The sequence below is a fragment of the Methanococcoides sp. DA23 genome (assembly GCF_057593895.1).
Window position 1 is genome coordinate 1,834,379 of record NZ_CM172520.1, and the last position, 16,099, is coordinate 1,850,477.

Below are 16,099 nucleotides of genomic sequence, written 5' to 3' on the forward strand. Positions count from 1 at the left end.
TATTATGAATCTTTTATTGCGGTACCGATGTTCTCACCATTTAGAAAACTCGACACGCTTCCCACTACGGTTGCATTGAATATATAGGAGGTTATACTTGATGTTTTGCCAAGTTCCAGCATTTCAAGCACTTTTCCGAGCATTCCACCGGTCACATCAGTTCCTGCTGAACCGCCGATATATGCTTTGACCTCATCGAAGTTATCAGAAGTGATCACAGGGATGGTCTCACCTTTATCGTCGAACACACCATCTGCTGCACTCCCAACTCCAATTCTGGAAGCCTGCAATTGTGTTGCAAGATAGGGGATCACCTGATCACCGGAGATGATGGATACGCCTTTTACATCATCCATTACAACATCACCGTGCAATACCGGCACAAGCCCTTTCTCAAGCATCAACCTGATACTTCCAAGATACATTTCTAAGATACGACCGTTCTTTGCGACCGTACAACACATTGGGTGTACTGCTACCGCATTCACCCCTTCATCATTGAGAATGCCTACTACGATATGATTCAATGCCTTTACCGCATTGTGAGTTACAACAGCCCCTTCCGCATGGAAGCCTTCCGTAAGAGCATATCTTTTTGCCTGAGGGTGACCGTATGAACCTGCACCATGTACAATGATAAGTTTACCTTCAAAACCGGATATTTCACGAGCTATCCGGACTATCTCTTCTTCCCAGGCAAGCCCGTCTTCCGATCTCTTATCGGTAATGACGCTGCCGCCTATCTTCAATATAGTTATTCCGTTATTTGAGTTCACTGGCATTCCACCTTGACACCTACATCTGTCGCATTGGTCACAACAACCTCTCCGCCAGCCATACCAATCGCCTCTGCCACTGAATCCACATTCTCACGCGGAGAGATAGCGACCATACAACCACCGCCACCTGCGCCGGTTATCTTTGAACCGTACGCACCACTATCACGGGCAGCGTATATAAGGGAACACAGTTCAGCACAACTTACACCAATAGCATCAAGCAGACCCTGATCGATATTCATAAGTTCGCCAACAGAAACATAGTCCCCGTTGTTCACAAGACCTTCACCAATAACAGACAGCTTTCCAATGGATGATAATGCAGGCCCCACAACATCAGGGAACCTTTCATTGAGATCAGCCACATTCGCCACGAGTTCTTTTGTGGATGAGAATATATTTGTGTTACCTATAATGATCCCACAATCAATAGGTTCGAGTTTTTTCCGCTGAGGTATCAGAACCACGCCACCCATAGTACACACATACGTGTCAGTAGGACTTGCTGCACCCTGGATCTTCTGCTCGACCTCATGCCCCATCTTTGCGATATCTTCCAGTTCGAGTCCGATGCCCAGCAAAGTATCCAATGCCTTGATCGTGGCTACGGTAACTGCTGCAGAAGAACCTAGTCCGGAACCTACCGGAATATCGGAACTTATGCGCAGGTCCACTCCATCAAAGGAGGAGAGCTCTTGAAAGCGTTCGAGGACCGCTGAAACATAAGGATGGACTTCAAAATCGACACCCGTAGTTCCAAGAGATGAACTTATGGTGATCGTGTCCGCAGGAGATACGGTGACCCTGGTACGAATATCCACCGCACAGCAAATGGCAGGCTCCCCATAGACCACTGCGTGTTCACCGAACAGATATACTTTACCAGGTGCAGAACAGGTGATCATGATAATGTCTCCTTCAGAGGATCATTTTACAATGATGGCAGCATACCCTACAACCATCGGATCCCCAGTGATATCCCCACTGGTGCCATATTTGACCAGCTCGGTTTCCTTAGCACCACATTCCTTTGCAGCTGTCAACATTGCCGTTATCGGACCGTATCCGCAAGCTGTGATGTCTTTCTCGTACTTTCTCCGATAAATTTCAGGTATGTCCATATCGAGGACTGCATCAATAAGATAATTGTCAGTCTTTTCGGCCTTTTCCTGAGGCACATAATGTGAAAGATCACTTGATGCAATGAATACGACCTTTTTACCTGATTCCTTAACAGCACGAGCTACTTCCAGACCTACCTCGACAGCGGTATCTTCATCCTGCATCCCCATACAAATAGGCAGGACCTTAAAATCGCTTCCGAATCGGTATTGTAGGAAAGGTATCTGCACTTCCACAGAATGCTCATATCGGTGAGCGACTTCATCCATATCGATAATGGACCCTGCAAGCAGTTTGCCCAATTCCCTATCGGTCTCGACATCTCCGAGAGGTGTATTCCAGACATCCTGGGACATTGCGACCGGAGAACCATATCCTGTATGGTTTGGTCCAAATATCACATATGTGTCTGCTTTCGGAAGCCTTGCAAAAGCATGTGCTGCAACCGGACCGGAATAGACATAACCGGCATGCGGAACCACTGCACCCATCACGTCTTCAGACCTTATCTCAAGCCCACGAAAACATTTCACTAGTTCTTTACGTAGTGCTTTTGTGCTTAGCGGATAGAACTGACCTGCAACTGTTGGTTGTCTCATACTACTGTTCCCCCTGTTACAAACGGGATATATTATGTATGAGTGAGGTTAAGAAAAATGAGAACAGGTCAATTAAAGACCTGTTTCAAATTCACTTGCTTCATAGTTGAAAGGAATATCCCTTTCGTTTGCGATCTCTCTTGCCAGAAGCCAATATACGAGGGAAAGTGCTTTTCTACCCTTGTTGTTGGTTGGAATGACAAGATCTACATTGGATGTCATGTTGTTGGTGTCACAAAGTGCAACAACAGGAATACCTACATTTACAGCCTCTCTGATGACCTGTGCATCTCCTGCAGGGTCGGTCACAATTACTACATCCGGCTCAAAGAAACCTTCCTGTACAGGGTTTGTAAGACTGCCTGGAATGAACCTGCCTACCTTTGAAACTGCTCCAACTGACTTTGAGAACATAGTTGCTGGATACTGACCATACTGACGTGCTGATACGACAAGTATTCTGGATGGGTCATACTTTGAAAGGAAATGTGCAATTGATCTTATCCTCTCATCGGTTGACTGTATGTCGAGTACGTAAAGTCCATCTGTCCTTACACGGTACACGAACTTCATCATGTTCTGTGTCTTCTGCTGGGTACCAATGTGTACACCTGCTGCCAGATACTCATCTATAGGGACAAGTGATGTTGACTCTGTGCTCTCTGCTGCTGCGCTTGTTTCAGCTGTAATCTCAATATTTTGATCCGTATTTTCCATAAATTCACCTCAGTTATCGTAAATTTCTCTTGACTGTAATAGGTATAACGCCTTTCTCAAATTCAAGTGTAGCTAGATATAATGCATCCGTGCTATCGTCTTCGACCAATATGGGTGCTTCCATTGCAATCTGAAGTGATCTTGCCCCTATGATCCTTGCACGTTCATACCTAGTGTATTTCTCATTGCTCAATTAATCACCCTTATTAAAAAATTCTTAATGAAATATTTTGAACAAACATAGTCAGACGATATTATATATTAACAAATAATCAAAATCCAGAAACAGTATTCATTTGGTTTCGTTCTGACTTATTAAATATATGAAAGTTTTATTCGGAATCCCTCCGAATGTGGTTATCGATCATGGTGAAGGCTGATATTATCAGTTAGCCCAAAATGGGCCAATGTGACTGATGAGATCTGATCTCAGGTACTGGTATTTCGCACAGATTCCAATAAAGGGCTGTGGCCCGAACACCAAATAGTGTTCGGAATACCTTGCAACCCATTTACTGATATGGAGCCATTGTGTCCACAAGCTCGACATGAGCAAGGAACATTCTCCTGCAACAATACCTAACGAACTTAAGGTCATCGAGTACTGTAGCAGGGTCTTCTCCTTCACCTGTACGACGTTTGTACTCTTCCCAGCTTTCCGCAATAACTTTTCCACATGTGAAACAGCGAACTGGAATCATTGTAACTACCCGCCTTACCTGTAAGATTTCTGATATTTAGCACGTGCACCTGGTCCACCGAACTTCTTGGTCTCTTTCTTCCTAGCATCGTTAACAAGAAGATTCCTGTCGTATGCCATGAAAGCATCCCTGAGGTCGGTGTCGTTGGTCCACTCTACAATGCCTCTTGCGATAGCAGTTCTGATCGCATTTGCCTGGCCCATGATTCCGCCACCACTGACCTTTACATCAATGTCAAGGCCAGAAACAGCTTCGCTTGCCAGCATTAGAGGTTCGATGATCTTAAGTTTTGCGAACATAGGCTCGTAGATCTCAACAGGTTTCTTGTTGATCCTAGCTTTACCTGTTCCTGCAGAAACTGTTGCTCGTGCAATTGCAGTTTTGTTTTTACCGGACGTATTAACAACTTTAGTAGCCATGAATAAATCTCCCTTAGAATTTAGAACCTAACTTGCGGCTTACATCGCCAATGGTCACATACTTGTTAGAGCTAAGACGGGTCATTTCTGCACCATCGACACTAACAAATTCTGCATCCTGTAATTCATAAGGAATGCCTACATACACCTTGAGGCGACCCATTGCGTCCTTGCCCCTTGCTCTTTTGTAAGGAAGCATACCCCTGACGGTCCTCTTGAGGATCCTGTCTGGTCTCCTTGGGAAGTAAGGACCGAATTCACGTGTACCCATATTTCGAATAACGTCATATTCCTCAAAGGTAGTTACCTTTGAACCGGAGATCACTGCCTGCTCTGCATTCACAATGGAGACTTCTTCTCCTGAAAGCAACATCTTTGCAACGTTACTTGCGAGCCTGCCCATAATCAAACCATTTGCATCGATTACTGTCATTTGAAACACCTCATTGCATGATCCTTATGCCAGAACCTGCTGGATTCTCTTCCAGAATCTGTTCAATGGTCATGCACTTTCCACCTGCACTTGTGATCTTGTCCACAGCAGTTGTACTGAATGTTAGTGCTGCGACAGTGACAGCGTGACCGAGTGCGCCTGCACCCAATACCTTTCCAGGTACAAGTACGAGGTCATTCTCAGCTGCATGCCTGTTGATCTTGCTCAGATTTACCTCAGCATAGATCCTGCTAGGTTTCTCGAGCCTCTTCGCCATATCCCTCCAGATCGGTGCATCATTCTCACGTGCAGTATCCTTAAGCACAGAGATCAATGCAGGAATCCTTGGATTGGTTTTCCTTGTAATTTTCATTTGTGTTTTTTTACTCATAATGTCCCTCCGCAAGTTTTCTTACTCACGCAGTAATGCGTTCGAACATTTGAACACTTTCCAGTCGATAATTAACTGGAGTTGCCATAATTATATTAATAGTACATAAAGATTGTGCGGACTCTAACCCTCAGACAGACATCCCTGAAACCCTGCCATAGACATCATCGAACAACGGTCCCACATCACAACCCAGTTCATGCGCCACCAGCAACGATGCAACCTCTGCATCCAGAAGACCATCCAAAGACTCTTGCTTTTGATTGATACGTGAAACGACCTCCTTCTTGTCCATTCCACTATTCGAAACAATAATGTCCATTATCATTTCAACGGTCCCTTTCTCAAGGAAAAGATCAGGAGAAGGCTTGAAGCCCGCAGGAATATCAAGAGAAGATGCATCAAGGTTCAATACAAGTTCGCCTTCATCGAACTTCAGAATACCGGACATGATCCCCTGGTCCCTCACCTTTGAAGCTTGGGCCGGAGACATCCATTTAAGGTCGAAGGACAGCGCGAACTCAAAGTCCTTTATCGAAAGAGAAGAAGTAGCATTCTTCTTAAAAGGAGATGCTACCACAAGAGAAAGTTCGTCCATTATGCACCACGTCTAAGCTCATCTATAATGGTATCTGCGACCCTGCCGCATTCAGTCCTTTCCGGACCATCTAGATGATTGATCCTCAGGGTAAGTACCTCAGACTCAAGAATCGCACGCACCAGGTATGCATCACCCCTGATAGGCACACGATTGTAGTTCCCATCAAGATAACTATAGGAAAGATTCACCCTGAAATCGATGATACCCTCCGGCTCAATGGTATCGAGAACGGAATCTACATTGTTATAGTTAAGTGATGTGAATTCCATACCATTCATAGCGATCTCAACATGTATCCCTCGCTTTGCCTGAATTCGATGTCCTTTCTTAGTGGTAGATTCGGTCACGAACATACCGAACTTACCATCCATACCCGCCATTACCTTCACAAAATAGATCAGGTCTGAATAATAGCGATGCCTCTGTTCAAACTGGACTTCCCGGTGTGGGAAACGATGGTATACCCGCTTTCTCATCATATAGATACATGCCTCCGATCCAAACACGGAATGTATGCGTGGGCGATCACTGCCCACACATAAAAACAATTTTAAAGTGTAACTAATTTTGCATCAAGTATGCCATCGATAGCGCGGATCTCATCAAGAATAGTCTCTGAGACCTCATTATCAACATTCAGAGCCATGATGGTCTTACCACCGACTTCCACACGGCCTACCTGCATACCGGAAATATTTATTTCGTTCTCCCCAAGCACTATACAGCATGGCCCAATGACGTTCGGACGATTGATGTGGTTCGAAACGATCATAAAACCATGAGGAACAAGATCCACATACTGACCATCGATCATAACGATCTTTGGCTCACGACCGACCACTGCACCGGAAACGGACTTTGTGTTCGTACCCTGGAAAAGAGTGATCCTAATGGTTGAAGCATGATCACCGGAAGTTTCGGATTTACTCTCAACTACCTCGACATTTCTGGACTTGGCCAATGAAGGAGCGTTCACATAGTTCACAGCAGATCCAACTGCATCCTCAAGAATACCCTTTAAAGCTGCAACAGTTACAGCCCTTGTATCCTTATCAGCGATCTCACCATTGTAGGAGATCTCGATCTTATCATAATTAGCATCAAGAAGCTGTGATGCTACACTACCCAACGTCTCAGCAAGCCCAATATAAGGAGCAAGTGTCGCCATTACTTCCGGCTTCACAGCAGGAATATTGATGGTATTACGTGCAGAGCCACCATTCAGGACGGAAATTACCTCTTCAGCAACAGATACTGCAACATTGACCTGTGCCTCTTCTGTTGATGCACCCAAATGAGGCGTTACGATTACATTATCAAGACCAATGAAAGGACAGTCAAATGGAGGCTCACTGGTGAACACATCAATGGCAGCACCTGCGATCTTCCCTTCCCTTGCTGCATCGGCAAGAGCTTCCTCATTGATGATTCCCCCACGTGCACAATTGATGACCCTTGCGGAGCTCTTCATCATATCGAACTGTGCTTTATCGAGGATATTACGAGTTTCTTTTATAAGTGGAGTATGAACTGTAATGAAATCTGCCCTTTTAGCAATATCGTCAACGGTAGTGAGTTCAACGCCCATATCCTTGGCACGGCCTTCAGTGACGAAAGGATCATAGGCCAGAATTGACATTTCAAGTCCCTGTGCACGTTTTGCCACCTCAGCACCAATACGCCCCAGACCGATGACACCAAGGGTCTTGCCATTGACCTCGACACCCATGAAGTTCTTACGCTCCCATTTCTTGGCCTTTAAAGAAGCATTCGCCTGAGGGATGTTCCTTGCCATCGACATCATCATAGCGATGGTGTGTTCTGCTGCGGAGAGCATGTTACCCTCAGGAGCATTAACAACAATAATACCTTTCTCGGTAGCTGCATCCACATCGATATTATCGACACCTACACCAGCCCTACCTACGATCTTAAGATTGTCAGCAGCATCGATGACCCTTTTTGTGACCTGCGTACCACTGCGAATGACAAGAGCATCGAAACTACCGATCTTCTCTACAAGCTCGTCCTCAGAAAGACCCGTTGAAACATCAACGTCAAAATGCTCACTTAACTTTGAAACTCCTTCTTCTGATAATGAATCGCTTACCAATACTTTCATATTTAGAATCTCCGGATATGATAATAAAATGTGATCTTATGAATAGGACACAAAACACTGTTTAAATATGTCCATTAATGACATGTTTTGCCATTTATCTATCATAAAACACATCCTTCTAAATATAGCTAACTATACTTACAGAGGATCAGAACAGATACATAACAGAAAGATCAGGACAGCATCACGTACAAGTGACGTAAAAAGAAAAAATGAAAGGACATATGCCCTTCAGATATTATAATTAAGATATTTCACTGAATATGCAGCCTTTACTTAATGTAAAGTCCACACTTACAGGAACCACGCATCTCCACATCACGGGTCCGAGCAGGACATGGACAGATGACCTTCTTGTCCTTTTCCACATCGCCGGTCCTCTTCTGGCAGAAGCAGTACCATTCACCATATTCACGTTTATTATTGCAGATACCCTTGACAGCGGTCGTTATGACATCATAATCAGGGTTCAGCCTGTAACCAGTAGCCTCTGCATTCTTCTTTGATCTATTATAGAACTCTTCCTCAAGTTCGCCTTCGAATTTCATTCATCATCACTTCCCTTGTATTTAATAAAAATAAATATCAGTTCGACTTCTCCAATGCAAGCTCTGCAAGCCTGCAACCGAGTTCACGACACGCCTTGATGTCATCCGCGTATGGTCTGTACTTTACCTGAAGACCCGGCTCAATTATCTCAAGCCCGGCAGACACCATCATTTCCTCAACATGCTTGACCGCACCTCCGCCCCAGCCAAATGAACCGAAAGCAACAGCGCTTTTGCCATTAGGACGAAGCCCTTTAAGGTATGTGAGGAAACCGGAGATAGTATAGAACATGGTACTATGCATGGTCGGAGAGCCAACAGCAATGACAGGAGAAGACATGATCTCCCTCAACAGCTGGCTCCAGTCATTTTTCCGAAGGTGGAACATCTTGCCCTCAACACCGCATTCAGAGACCCCTTCAACGATCTCTTTTGCCATTATCTCAGTACTGTTCCACATAGTATCATATATAACCAATACCTTTGGAACAACTTCTCCTTTTGCCCATTTAACATAAGCTTCCACCACCCTCATAGGGTCCTTTCGCCATATGACCCCATGGGAAGGCGCGATCATATCAAGTTCAAGCCCGAGTTCCGCGACCTTATCAGCATACTTGAGCACCTTGGAACCAAAAGGAAGGAGGATGTTCGCATAATATATCGCAGCATCTTCCATAGCCCCGCAGTCCACCTCATCCTCGAACCTCACCGAAGTGGCAAGATGTTGCCCAAAAGCATCATTGGAGAATAGTATCCGATCTTCTTTCAGATACGTCTGCATGCTATCCGGCCAATGCAACATTGGAGTCTCGATGAACATAAGCGTGCGTGAACCAATATCAAGTTCATAACCAGTATCCACGATCTCGAAATCCCAGTTCCCACACCCCCCGGATTCATAATGCTCATCAAGACCGGCCTTACCCCGCTTAGTACAGAACAGTTTAGCATCCTTTGCCAGGTCCATTATAGCAGGCAGACCACTTGAATGATCCATCTCCACATGATTACAAATGACATGATCGATCTTTGAAGGATTGACCAACCTACGGATCTTTTCGATCATCTCCGGTGCAAACTCGGCCTTCACAGTATCTATAAGGGTTATCTTTTCATCGATTATCAGATAAGCATTGTAAGTACCGCCTTTCGGAGTTGCATAACCATGGAAATCACGGAGGTTCCAGTCAATGACACCTACCCAGTAGATCCCTTTTGCAACTTCGAAAGTATCATTCGTAATGCTCATATCAGCTACCCCGTCAATTCAGGTCTGCATCCGGAACCCTGTGGACACTTCGAGAAGTCCATCAATAAGATCGTAATGACCTCTTTCGACCGCAGCAAGTTCCTCGAAAAACTTTTCCTGTTCAGCATTATCGGATCTCTTAGAAAGCATTTTGTAAAGATCTTCGGTCTTTCTTTCAAGCCTCATAGCTGCAAGCAGGATACCGACCTCACCAAGATCATCGCTCGTGAACTCTGAAGAAAAAGCACCCTTAAAATCGGGAACCTCAGAGTCTTCCTTTAATTCAAGCGACTTTCCCTCAAGATAATCGATCAGATATTTAGCATGCTTCTTTTCCTCTTCTGCAAGATAAAGGAATATATCCTTTGAAGCCGGATCAGAGGTCTTCTCTGCAAACTCAAGGTAAAACTCCCTACCCTGATCTTCAAAAGAGATGCCAAGTTTTACTGCATCTTCAATAGAATCTATACTCCCCAGATTATAGGATTCATTCAATTTGTCTGAAATAATATCATCTCCGTGTATTTCGTCTTAGTCACAAACAAACGCAATAGCTACATCTTAATTGATTTCGCCATCAATATAGAATCAAGATACCCTAAAAAATAAACAGCTTTCACAACTTAAAAACCTTTCTAGAACAAAACCACACAAGAGCACAACCTACCCCAATAACTATTATATTAGAAACCTTTTTATTTAACGGTAAACATTAGGACATTGCATAACGATTATAGAATATAATAGTCAATCGTTCACTTTAGTTAAGAGGAAGTGTTATGGACAAGATAAAAATCGCAATCGCAGGACTTGGCAACTGTGCCAGTTCACTGATCCAGGGCCTTGAGTACTATAAAGACAAAGAGGAAAAAGATGCGATAGGACTTATGCATTGGGAGATAGGTGGGTACAGACCTTTTGACATTGAAGTAGTCGCAGCATTTGACATTGATGAGAGGAAGGTCGGAAAGGACATATCAGAAGCCATTTTTGCACATCCGAACTGTACGACCGTATTCTGTCCAGATATACCAGAGACAGGAGTAAAGGTCACAATGGGAAATATCAAAGACGGTGTGTCCGAACACATGGTGAACTACGAGGACCAGTACAGGTTCATCCCATCAACAGAAGCCGAATCTACAAAAGAAGATGTCGTATCTATTCTAAAGAACTCCGGTGCTGAGATACTTTTGAACTTCCTCCCAGTAGGATCTGAAGAAGGAACAAAGTTCTACGCACAATGCGCACTCGATGCAAATGTCGGATTTGTTAACAACATGCCAGTATTCATTGCAAGCAACCCGGAATGGGGACAAAAGTTCGCAGACAAGGGAATTCCAATAATCGGTGATGATATCAAAGCACAACTTGGTGCAACCATAACACACCGCACACTTGCAGACCTTTTCAATAAAAGGGGAGTAAAACTGGAGAGGACATACCAGCTCAACACCGGTGGTAACACTGATTTCCTCAACATGCTCAACCGTGACAGGCTTTCTTCAAAAAAGACCTCAAAGACAGAAGCGGTCCAGTCAGTGCTTTCAGAAAGGCTCGATGATCACAACATCCATGTCGGACCAAGCGATTACGTCCCATGGCAGCAGGACAACAAGCTATGTTTCCTCAGAATGGAAGGAAAGCTCTTCGGAGACGTACCAATGAACATCGAACTTCGCCTTTCTGTCGAAGATTCACCAAACTCCGCAGGAGTTGTCATTGATGCCATACGCTGCTGTAAACTTGCACTGGTCAGAGGAATAGGCGGAATACTCTATTCACCATCCTCATACTTCATGAAACACCCGCCTCAGCAGTTCACTGACGATGTGGCACACCTCATGACAAATGAGTTCATAGAAGGCAAAAGGGATAACTAAGCGATTTAAAGATAGATATCCCATATAAGATCAGAATATTTAAAAAAAAATAATTAAATGATGGGGATCCGGAAATAACCGGAAACCATCACTTTTCTTCCACACCGAGGATCTTGTAAATATCTTCCGGCTTTTCGAGGAGCGTTATATTTTCCATCTGCGCAAGTTTCTCAGAATTGGAAACATCTATTTCACGCATCTTCAACGTCATCTTCTTCCCACTGGGTGCATAAGTATCCACAGTTCCACGTTTCTGATCAACTGCAAGAATATAGATAGGCGTATCACCTTTCGCGGTCTGTGCAACGACATTCGTAACAAGCGTATCGGCGATACCATGAACGATCTTGGCCACACTGTTAGCCGTCGCAGGCGAGATTATCAAAGCATCGTAGTGCCCTACCTGAAGCGGACCTGCAATGAAAGGCGAGTTTGGACCCACACCGGTCTTGAAATTCGGGAAATCCCTCTGAATATCATCCCAAATACGATACCATTTCATAACGGTCTCCCCCTCCTTTGAAAGGAAGACCATGAACTCAAGATCAGTACGTTCCTGAATGTCCTTCATGACCTGATAAGTCTCAACTATCTGGTCACCAGAACCTGTAATACCCCATGCTATACGTTTCATATCATAACCTCACATCAATAATTATCTGCCTTAACCTCGAAATAATCCATCGGATGATCACATGCAGGACATTTATCAGGAGCTGCAGGACCTTCATGAATATAGCCACAGTTGCGACATCTCCATGCAACAGTACAATCCTTTCGGAATACCATCTCGTGATCCAGATTGGCAGCAAGTTTAAGATAACGTTCTTCATGCCCTTTCTCTGCAACAGCGATATGCCTGAACACAGAAGCTACCTCCAGGAATCCTTCATTTTCAGCGATATCAGCGAATTCCGGATACATGGTAGTATGCTCGTAATTCTCACCAGCAGCCGCAGCTTCAAGATTATCCCTAGTACTTGAGATCACGCCTGCAGGAAAAGAAGCTGTGACCTCAACATCTCCGCCCTCAAGGAACTTGAAAAGCCTCTTTGCATGTTCCTTCTCATTATCTGCAGTCTCAGCGAAGGTAGCAGAGATCTGATGATAACCTGCTTTCCTGGCAACTGAAGCAAAGTACGTGTACCGGTTCCTTGCCTGCGATTCGCCTGCAAAGGCCTTCAATAGATTCTTTTCAGTTTCAGTCCCTTTGATACAACTCATTAATATACCTCGTTTTATTACATTTTGAAAAACATCATTAATAGATACTGCTTAGAATCCCACAAGTGCCTCTTTCTTGATCTGTTTTTTAGGAATTCCCATATCCAGAAGGAGTTCTTCAACAGACTTCATCATTGGAGGAGGTCCACAAACATAGACCGTACGTTCCATGATATCAGAGATATAGTCCAATATCATTGGTTCACATATACGCCCGGTACAACCTAGCCAATCAGCATCAGCACGTGTTAGCGTATGTACGACCTTCAGGTTAGGATGCTCACGAGCCATTTCATCCAGCTCATCCCTGAACGCAATATCATCCTCCACCTTATTACTATCAAGGAACACGATATCCGTACCAGTCTTACTATCGCTGCAATACCTGCATATACTTATCATAGGAGTGATGCCGATACCACCGCTTATGAGGGCGATCTTATCATGTTCTCCTTCAAAAGTGAACCTGCCATTGGGACCGTTGATGATAAGAACATCACCCGGAACCATTGCATCAAGTGCATCGGAGTATTCATGCCCGGTGAGTTTTTTAGTGAATTCCAGATGATCCTTCTCAGTGGGACTGCTGGATATTGTGAAGGGTTTACGCTGCATTTCGCCATTTACAGGAATGCTAACAAACAAATATTGTCCGGCTTTGTACTCAAACCCTTCAGGCCTTTTGAAACGGAAACTTTTCACATCGTGCGTCTGTTCTATGATTTCAGTAATAGGGGCTTCGAATTCCACTTAAATATCCTCCGAGGGTATTTTTTTCAACATTTGAGCCGTCTGAATAAGCCTTCGAACCGTCTTTCGCATACTTCTTAATCCCTCATCATCCACCTCAATACCCTCTGCACCTTTATCCTGTGACCAGAACGTACCTCCGAGATTGGAACCGAAGGACCCACCGGACACAGGGATCATTTCGCTGATGATATAGAAATTATGTATGACCTGTAAAGCCGGTTCCTGCCCGCCCACGCGGTCGCCACCATCGGCCATTCCAGCACCCACCTTGTTCATAAAGACCTTAGGGTCGCGGGCAACGACTGCACGACACCTATCCATTATGGTCTTGGTCTGTCCGCTGACCGTACCCTGATATACAGGGCTACCGATGATCCAGGCATCTGCCCACTGCATTTTATCATAAAGTCCCACAATATCATCTTTGTGGATGCATCCCTGTTTTGTCCTTACGCAATGGTCACAGTGGATACAGAATTTCAGATCCTTGCCCTTGGCAGAGAAATATTCGACCTCCACACCATATTTCTCCTCAGCATACTTCAAAGCCTCTCTTACCATTCGATCAGTGGCTTTTTTTCGAGGGCTGCCCGAGATCCCAAGCAGCTTTATTGCATTATCAGACATATCATTTCTCCAATATCATTTTAGGATCCTGCCAACACAACCCGCTGCGATCAGTGAAAATATAAGCAATATTGCACCAAATCCCGGTGTTGACTCTGAAGGCACTTCAGCCTCCCCGTTGATAGAACCATAGGCTTCTGCCATGTCGATCACAGGAACTTCATAGATACCCTTCCCGAACAGTTCATCAACAATACTCTGAGGTGCGGAGCGGTATAATAGTTTTGCTTCAACGAGAATGGGGTCCGCAGCATCCTCCGGCATAACGAACGAATGGGATTCGACAGCCGTATCACCCGGAAGTATTCGATTATCGGAAACGATAGCCTCAGCTTGCCATAATTTAGCCGTCACATCCCCATCAGCATCGGAAAGGACAGTGTGATAGATAATGCCATCTTCTATATCCCCTTCGCCATCAAGCGTTCCGGAACTGTATAATAGTAGCCCATCGGCATCCGTTACTGAAACCGAGACCCACATCTGCCTTATCTCAGAGATACCTGTCGGCAATTTATGACCGGCACCGGAATTGGTAACAGAGACCTTGATCGAAACGTCTTCACCGGAAATTGCAGCATCTGGTGCATCCACTTCAAGGGTTGCAGCCTTTTGAAGCCTTTCCACAGCAGCATCACCGGCTTTTCCATCAGAGAGGAGGTCGAGCATGAAGTAGTTCCCTCCAACTATCTCATGTACAGGAATATGGTCCCTCTTAGTAGAACTGGAAGCAGATCTTCCCGGAGCTGCTTCGAACTGGGTTATCCCCGGACTCATGTGGCAATCCTGACATACCACACCTTCTTCTGCATAAGAGCTCTCGGACCAGGAAGTGTAAGTATCATCAAGAGGCAGACCATTGAAAGGACTGTTAACATTATGGCACATTCCGCAATATTCAGCTTCCATATAAAGCCCATTGAACTCGGACTCATGGAATGCCGAAGGTGCGTCATCGCGCGGACCCCATTTAACATCACCAGGACTTGAAACGAATGAACCGTCACCAATACCTGCACTTTCGGATACTGTATGACAGAAATCACATTGAACACCTTCCGAGGCCACATTACTTATCATAGAGCCATCGATGGGAGGAACTTCACCACTGACAACACCGATAGGGGTGTGACAGCGTGAACAGAATTCATCGGTCTGACCGTTGGTATCTTCACTTGCAAGCAGAACCTCTTTCTGATACAGAGGATCGGAATAAGCATAAGCATGCATGCTACCTTCATGCTGACTACGCAATATAGCATGGCAATTCGCACATTTTGAATTGGTAATGAAATCCTCAGAGTTCAACTCACCAAATACGGTAGGTTCAACGGCAGAGGCATTACAGGTGATAAGCAGGATCGCAGCTACGAACAATAAAAAGGTCAAAGCTAAATGAATGGACTTAATATGAGAAACCCCCTGAGATCATTTTAAATGAATGAACAAGGGAACAAGCCCTAAAAAAGAGGGTCGATGAGAACACATACGACCCAGATGGCATTGCGCCCTTATTTTCGACCGAACGATTGAGTTATTTCAACAGTTTTAGCGCATCACGGCATGCTGCCACTGCAGGTGCACCGGATGTTACGGAGATGACTTCCATGGTTTCCATGATCTCCTCTTTTGTCGCACCGTTCTTCAATGCACTTTTCATCTGTGCCACTGTACAGGATTCACACTGCTTGGAAGCTACAACGGCAAGTGCCATCAATATCTTCACTTTTGCCGGAAGGGCACCATCTGTCAGGATCTTATGATCGCAACGGGTGTACTTCTTTACAAAATGAGGGTCCAGTTCATGCAAGGTCTCAAGTATCTGAGGGGTGAAGCCCATCTTATCCCCAATGTCATCTATTACTTTTCTGCTTTCTTCACTCATATTATGTCACTCCTTAATTAATAATTTATAAATCTATCAGCAT

At 44.7% G+C, this 16,099-nt stretch carries 22 protein-coding genes; 1 reads left to right on the forward strand and 21 read right to left on the reverse strand.

All coding sequences use genetic code 11. From position 1 onward, the window contains the following. Positions 1-2: 2 nt before the first annotated feature. The 15 genes from AC20MK_RS09010 to AC20MK_RS09080 form a co-directional block, all read right to left on the reverse strand. The gene (locus tag AC20MK_RS09010; protein ID WP_487355499.1) at positions 3-776 is read right to left on the reverse strand and encodes an isopentenyl phosphate kinase; all 774 of its coding nucleotides are present in this window, start codon (positions 774-776) and stop codon (positions 3-5) included. Continuing rightward, the gene (locus tag AC20MK_RS09015) at positions 773-1,684 is read right to left on the reverse strand and encodes a mevalonate kinase (protein WP_487355500.1); all 912 of its coding nucleotides are present in this window, start codon (positions 1,682-1,684) and stop codon (positions 773-775) included. Before AC20MK_RS09015 ends, AC20MK_RS09010 begins: the two co-directional genes overlap by 4 nt. A gap of 21 nt (positions 1,685-1,705) precedes the next feature. Continuing rightward, positions 1,706-2,500: an MEMO1 family protein gene (locus tag AC20MK_RS09020; protein ID WP_487355501.1), complete on the reverse strand. Its 795-nt coding sequence runs from the start codon at positions 2,498-2,500 to the stop codon at positions 1,706-1,708. 72 nt (positions 2,501-2,572) lie between these two features. Then, positions 2,573-3,217, reverse strand: a complete 645-nt coding sequence (gene rpsB, locus AC20MK_RS09025; RefSeq protein ID WP_487355502.1) for a 30S ribosomal protein S2 — start codon at positions 3,215-3,217, stop codon at positions 2,573-2,575. A gap of 13 nt (positions 3,218-3,230) precedes the next feature. Continuing rightward, positions 3,231-3,410, reverse strand: coding sequence for a DNA-directed RNA polymerase subunit K (locus AC20MK_RS09030; RefSeq protein WP_487355503.1), 180 nt, complete (start codon positions 3,408-3,410; stop codon positions 3,231-3,233). A 319-nt stretch (positions 3,411-3,729) separates the two neighbouring features. Further along, the gene (locus tag AC20MK_RS09035) at positions 3,730-3,918 is read right to left on the reverse strand and encodes a DNA-directed RNA polymerase subunit N (protein WP_172368685.1); all 189 of its coding nucleotides are present in this window, start codon (positions 3,916-3,918) and stop codon (positions 3,730-3,732) included. 14 nt (positions 3,919-3,932) lie between these two features. After that, positions 3,933-4,337 carry a 30S ribosomal protein S9 gene (locus AC20MK_RS09040; protein ID WP_250868680.1) on the reverse strand — a complete coding sequence of 135 codons (405 nt, stop codon included), beginning with the start codon at positions 4,335-4,337 and terminating at the stop codon, positions 3,933-3,935. A gap of 13 nt (positions 4,338-4,350) precedes the next feature. After that, positions 4,351-4,770, reverse strand: coding sequence for a 50S ribosomal protein L13 (locus AC20MK_RS09045; protein WP_487355504.1), 420 nt, complete (start codon positions 4,768-4,770; stop codon positions 4,351-4,353). Positions 4,771-4,780: 10 nt separating this feature from the next. Next, on the reverse strand, positions 4,781-5,161 hold the full coding sequence (locus AC20MK_RS09050; RefSeq protein ID WP_487355505.1) for a 50S ribosomal protein L18e: 381 nt from the start codon (positions 5,159-5,161) through the stop codon (positions 4,781-4,783). Positions 5,162-5,291: 130 nt separating this feature from the next. Next, positions 5,292-5,759 carry a DUF2240 family protein gene (locus AC20MK_RS09055; protein ID WP_487355506.1) on the reverse strand — a complete coding sequence of 156 codons (468 nt, stop codon included), beginning with the start codon at positions 5,757-5,759 and terminating at the stop codon, positions 5,292-5,294. Then, the gene (locus AC20MK_RS09060) at positions 5,759-6,241 is read right to left on the reverse strand and encodes a hypothetical protein (RefSeq protein WP_487355507.1); all 483 of its coding nucleotides are present in this window, start codon (positions 6,239-6,241) and stop codon (positions 5,759-5,761) included. The genes AC20MK_RS09055 and AC20MK_RS09060 overlap by 1 nt, the downstream gene beginning before the upstream one ends. Positions 6,242-6,312: 71 nt before the next feature. Continuing rightward, on the reverse strand, positions 6,313-7,884 hold the full coding sequence (gene serA, locus AC20MK_RS09065; RefSeq protein WP_487355508.1) for a phosphoglycerate dehydrogenase: 1,572 nt from the start codon (positions 7,882-7,884) through the stop codon (positions 6,313-6,315). 272 nt (positions 7,885-8,156) lie between these two features. Further along, positions 8,157-8,432 carry a ferredoxin-thioredoxin reductase catalytic domain-containing protein gene (locus tag AC20MK_RS09070; protein WP_487355509.1) on the reverse strand — a complete coding sequence of 92 codons (276 nt, stop codon included), beginning with the start codon at positions 8,430-8,432 and terminating at the stop codon, positions 8,157-8,159. 37 nt (positions 8,433-8,469) lie between these two features. Continuing rightward, positions 8,470-9,684 carry an FprA family A-type flavoprotein gene (locus AC20MK_RS09075; protein ID WP_487355510.1) on the reverse strand — a complete coding sequence of 405 codons (1,215 nt, stop codon included), beginning with the start codon at positions 9,682-9,684 and terminating at the stop codon, positions 8,470-8,472. Between the two features lie 18 nt (positions 9,685-9,702). Beyond that, positions 9,703-10,179, reverse strand: a complete 477-nt coding sequence (locus AC20MK_RS09080; protein WP_487355511.1) for a ferritin family protein — start codon at positions 10,177-10,179, stop codon at positions 9,703-9,705. Positions 10,180-10,463: 284 nt separating this feature from the next. Here AC20MK_RS09080 and AC20MK_RS09085 point away from each other — a divergent pair, with 284 nt between their 5' ends. Beyond that, the gene (locus AC20MK_RS09085) at positions 10,464-11,567 is read left to right on the forward strand and encodes an inositol-3-phosphate synthase (RefSeq protein ID WP_487355512.1); all 1,104 of its coding nucleotides are present in this window, start codon (positions 10,464-10,466) and stop codon (positions 11,565-11,567) included. Positions 11,568-11,655: 88 nt separating this feature from the next. Here the strand turns inward: AC20MK_RS09085 and afpA are convergent, their stop codons facing one another. The 6 genes from afpA to AC20MK_RS09115 all read right to left on the reverse strand — a co-directional run bounded on the left by afpA (position 11,656) and on the right by AC20MK_RS09115 (position 16,056). Beyond that, positions 11,656-12,201: an archaeoflavoprotein AfpA gene (gene afpA, locus AC20MK_RS09090; RefSeq protein ID WP_487355513.1), complete on the reverse strand. Its 546-nt coding sequence runs from the start codon at positions 12,199-12,201 to the stop codon at positions 11,656-11,658. A gap of 14 nt (positions 12,202-12,215) precedes the next feature. After that, the gene (gene rbr, locus AC20MK_RS09095; protein ID WP_487355514.1) at positions 12,216-12,791 is read right to left on the reverse strand and encodes a rubrerythrin; all 576 of its coding nucleotides are present in this window, start codon (positions 12,789-12,791) and stop codon (positions 12,216-12,218) included. A gap of 51 nt (positions 12,792-12,842) precedes the next feature. Further along, complete coding sequence (locus AC20MK_RS09100; RefSeq protein WP_487355515.1) at positions 12,843-13,541, reverse strand: ferredoxin--NADP reductase; 699 nt, start codon at positions 13,539-13,541, stop codon at positions 12,843-12,845. After that, positions 13,542-14,171: a flavodoxin family protein gene (locus AC20MK_RS09105; RefSeq protein WP_487355516.1), complete on the reverse strand. Its 630-nt coding sequence runs from the start codon at positions 14,169-14,171 to the stop codon at positions 13,542-13,544. A 15-nt stretch (positions 14,172-14,186) separates the two neighbouring features. Next, the gene (locus AC20MK_RS09110; protein ID WP_487355517.1) at positions 14,187-15,560 is read right to left on the reverse strand and encodes a multiheme c-type cytochrome; all 1,374 of its coding nucleotides are present in this window, start codon (positions 15,558-15,560) and stop codon (positions 14,187-14,189) included. A 145-nt stretch (positions 15,561-15,705) separates the two neighbouring features. Next, positions 15,706-16,056, reverse strand: a complete 351-nt coding sequence (locus AC20MK_RS09115; protein ID WP_487355518.1) for a carboxymuconolactone decarboxylase family protein — start codon at positions 16,054-16,056, stop codon at positions 15,706-15,708. Positions 16,057-16,099: the final 43 nt, after the last annotated feature.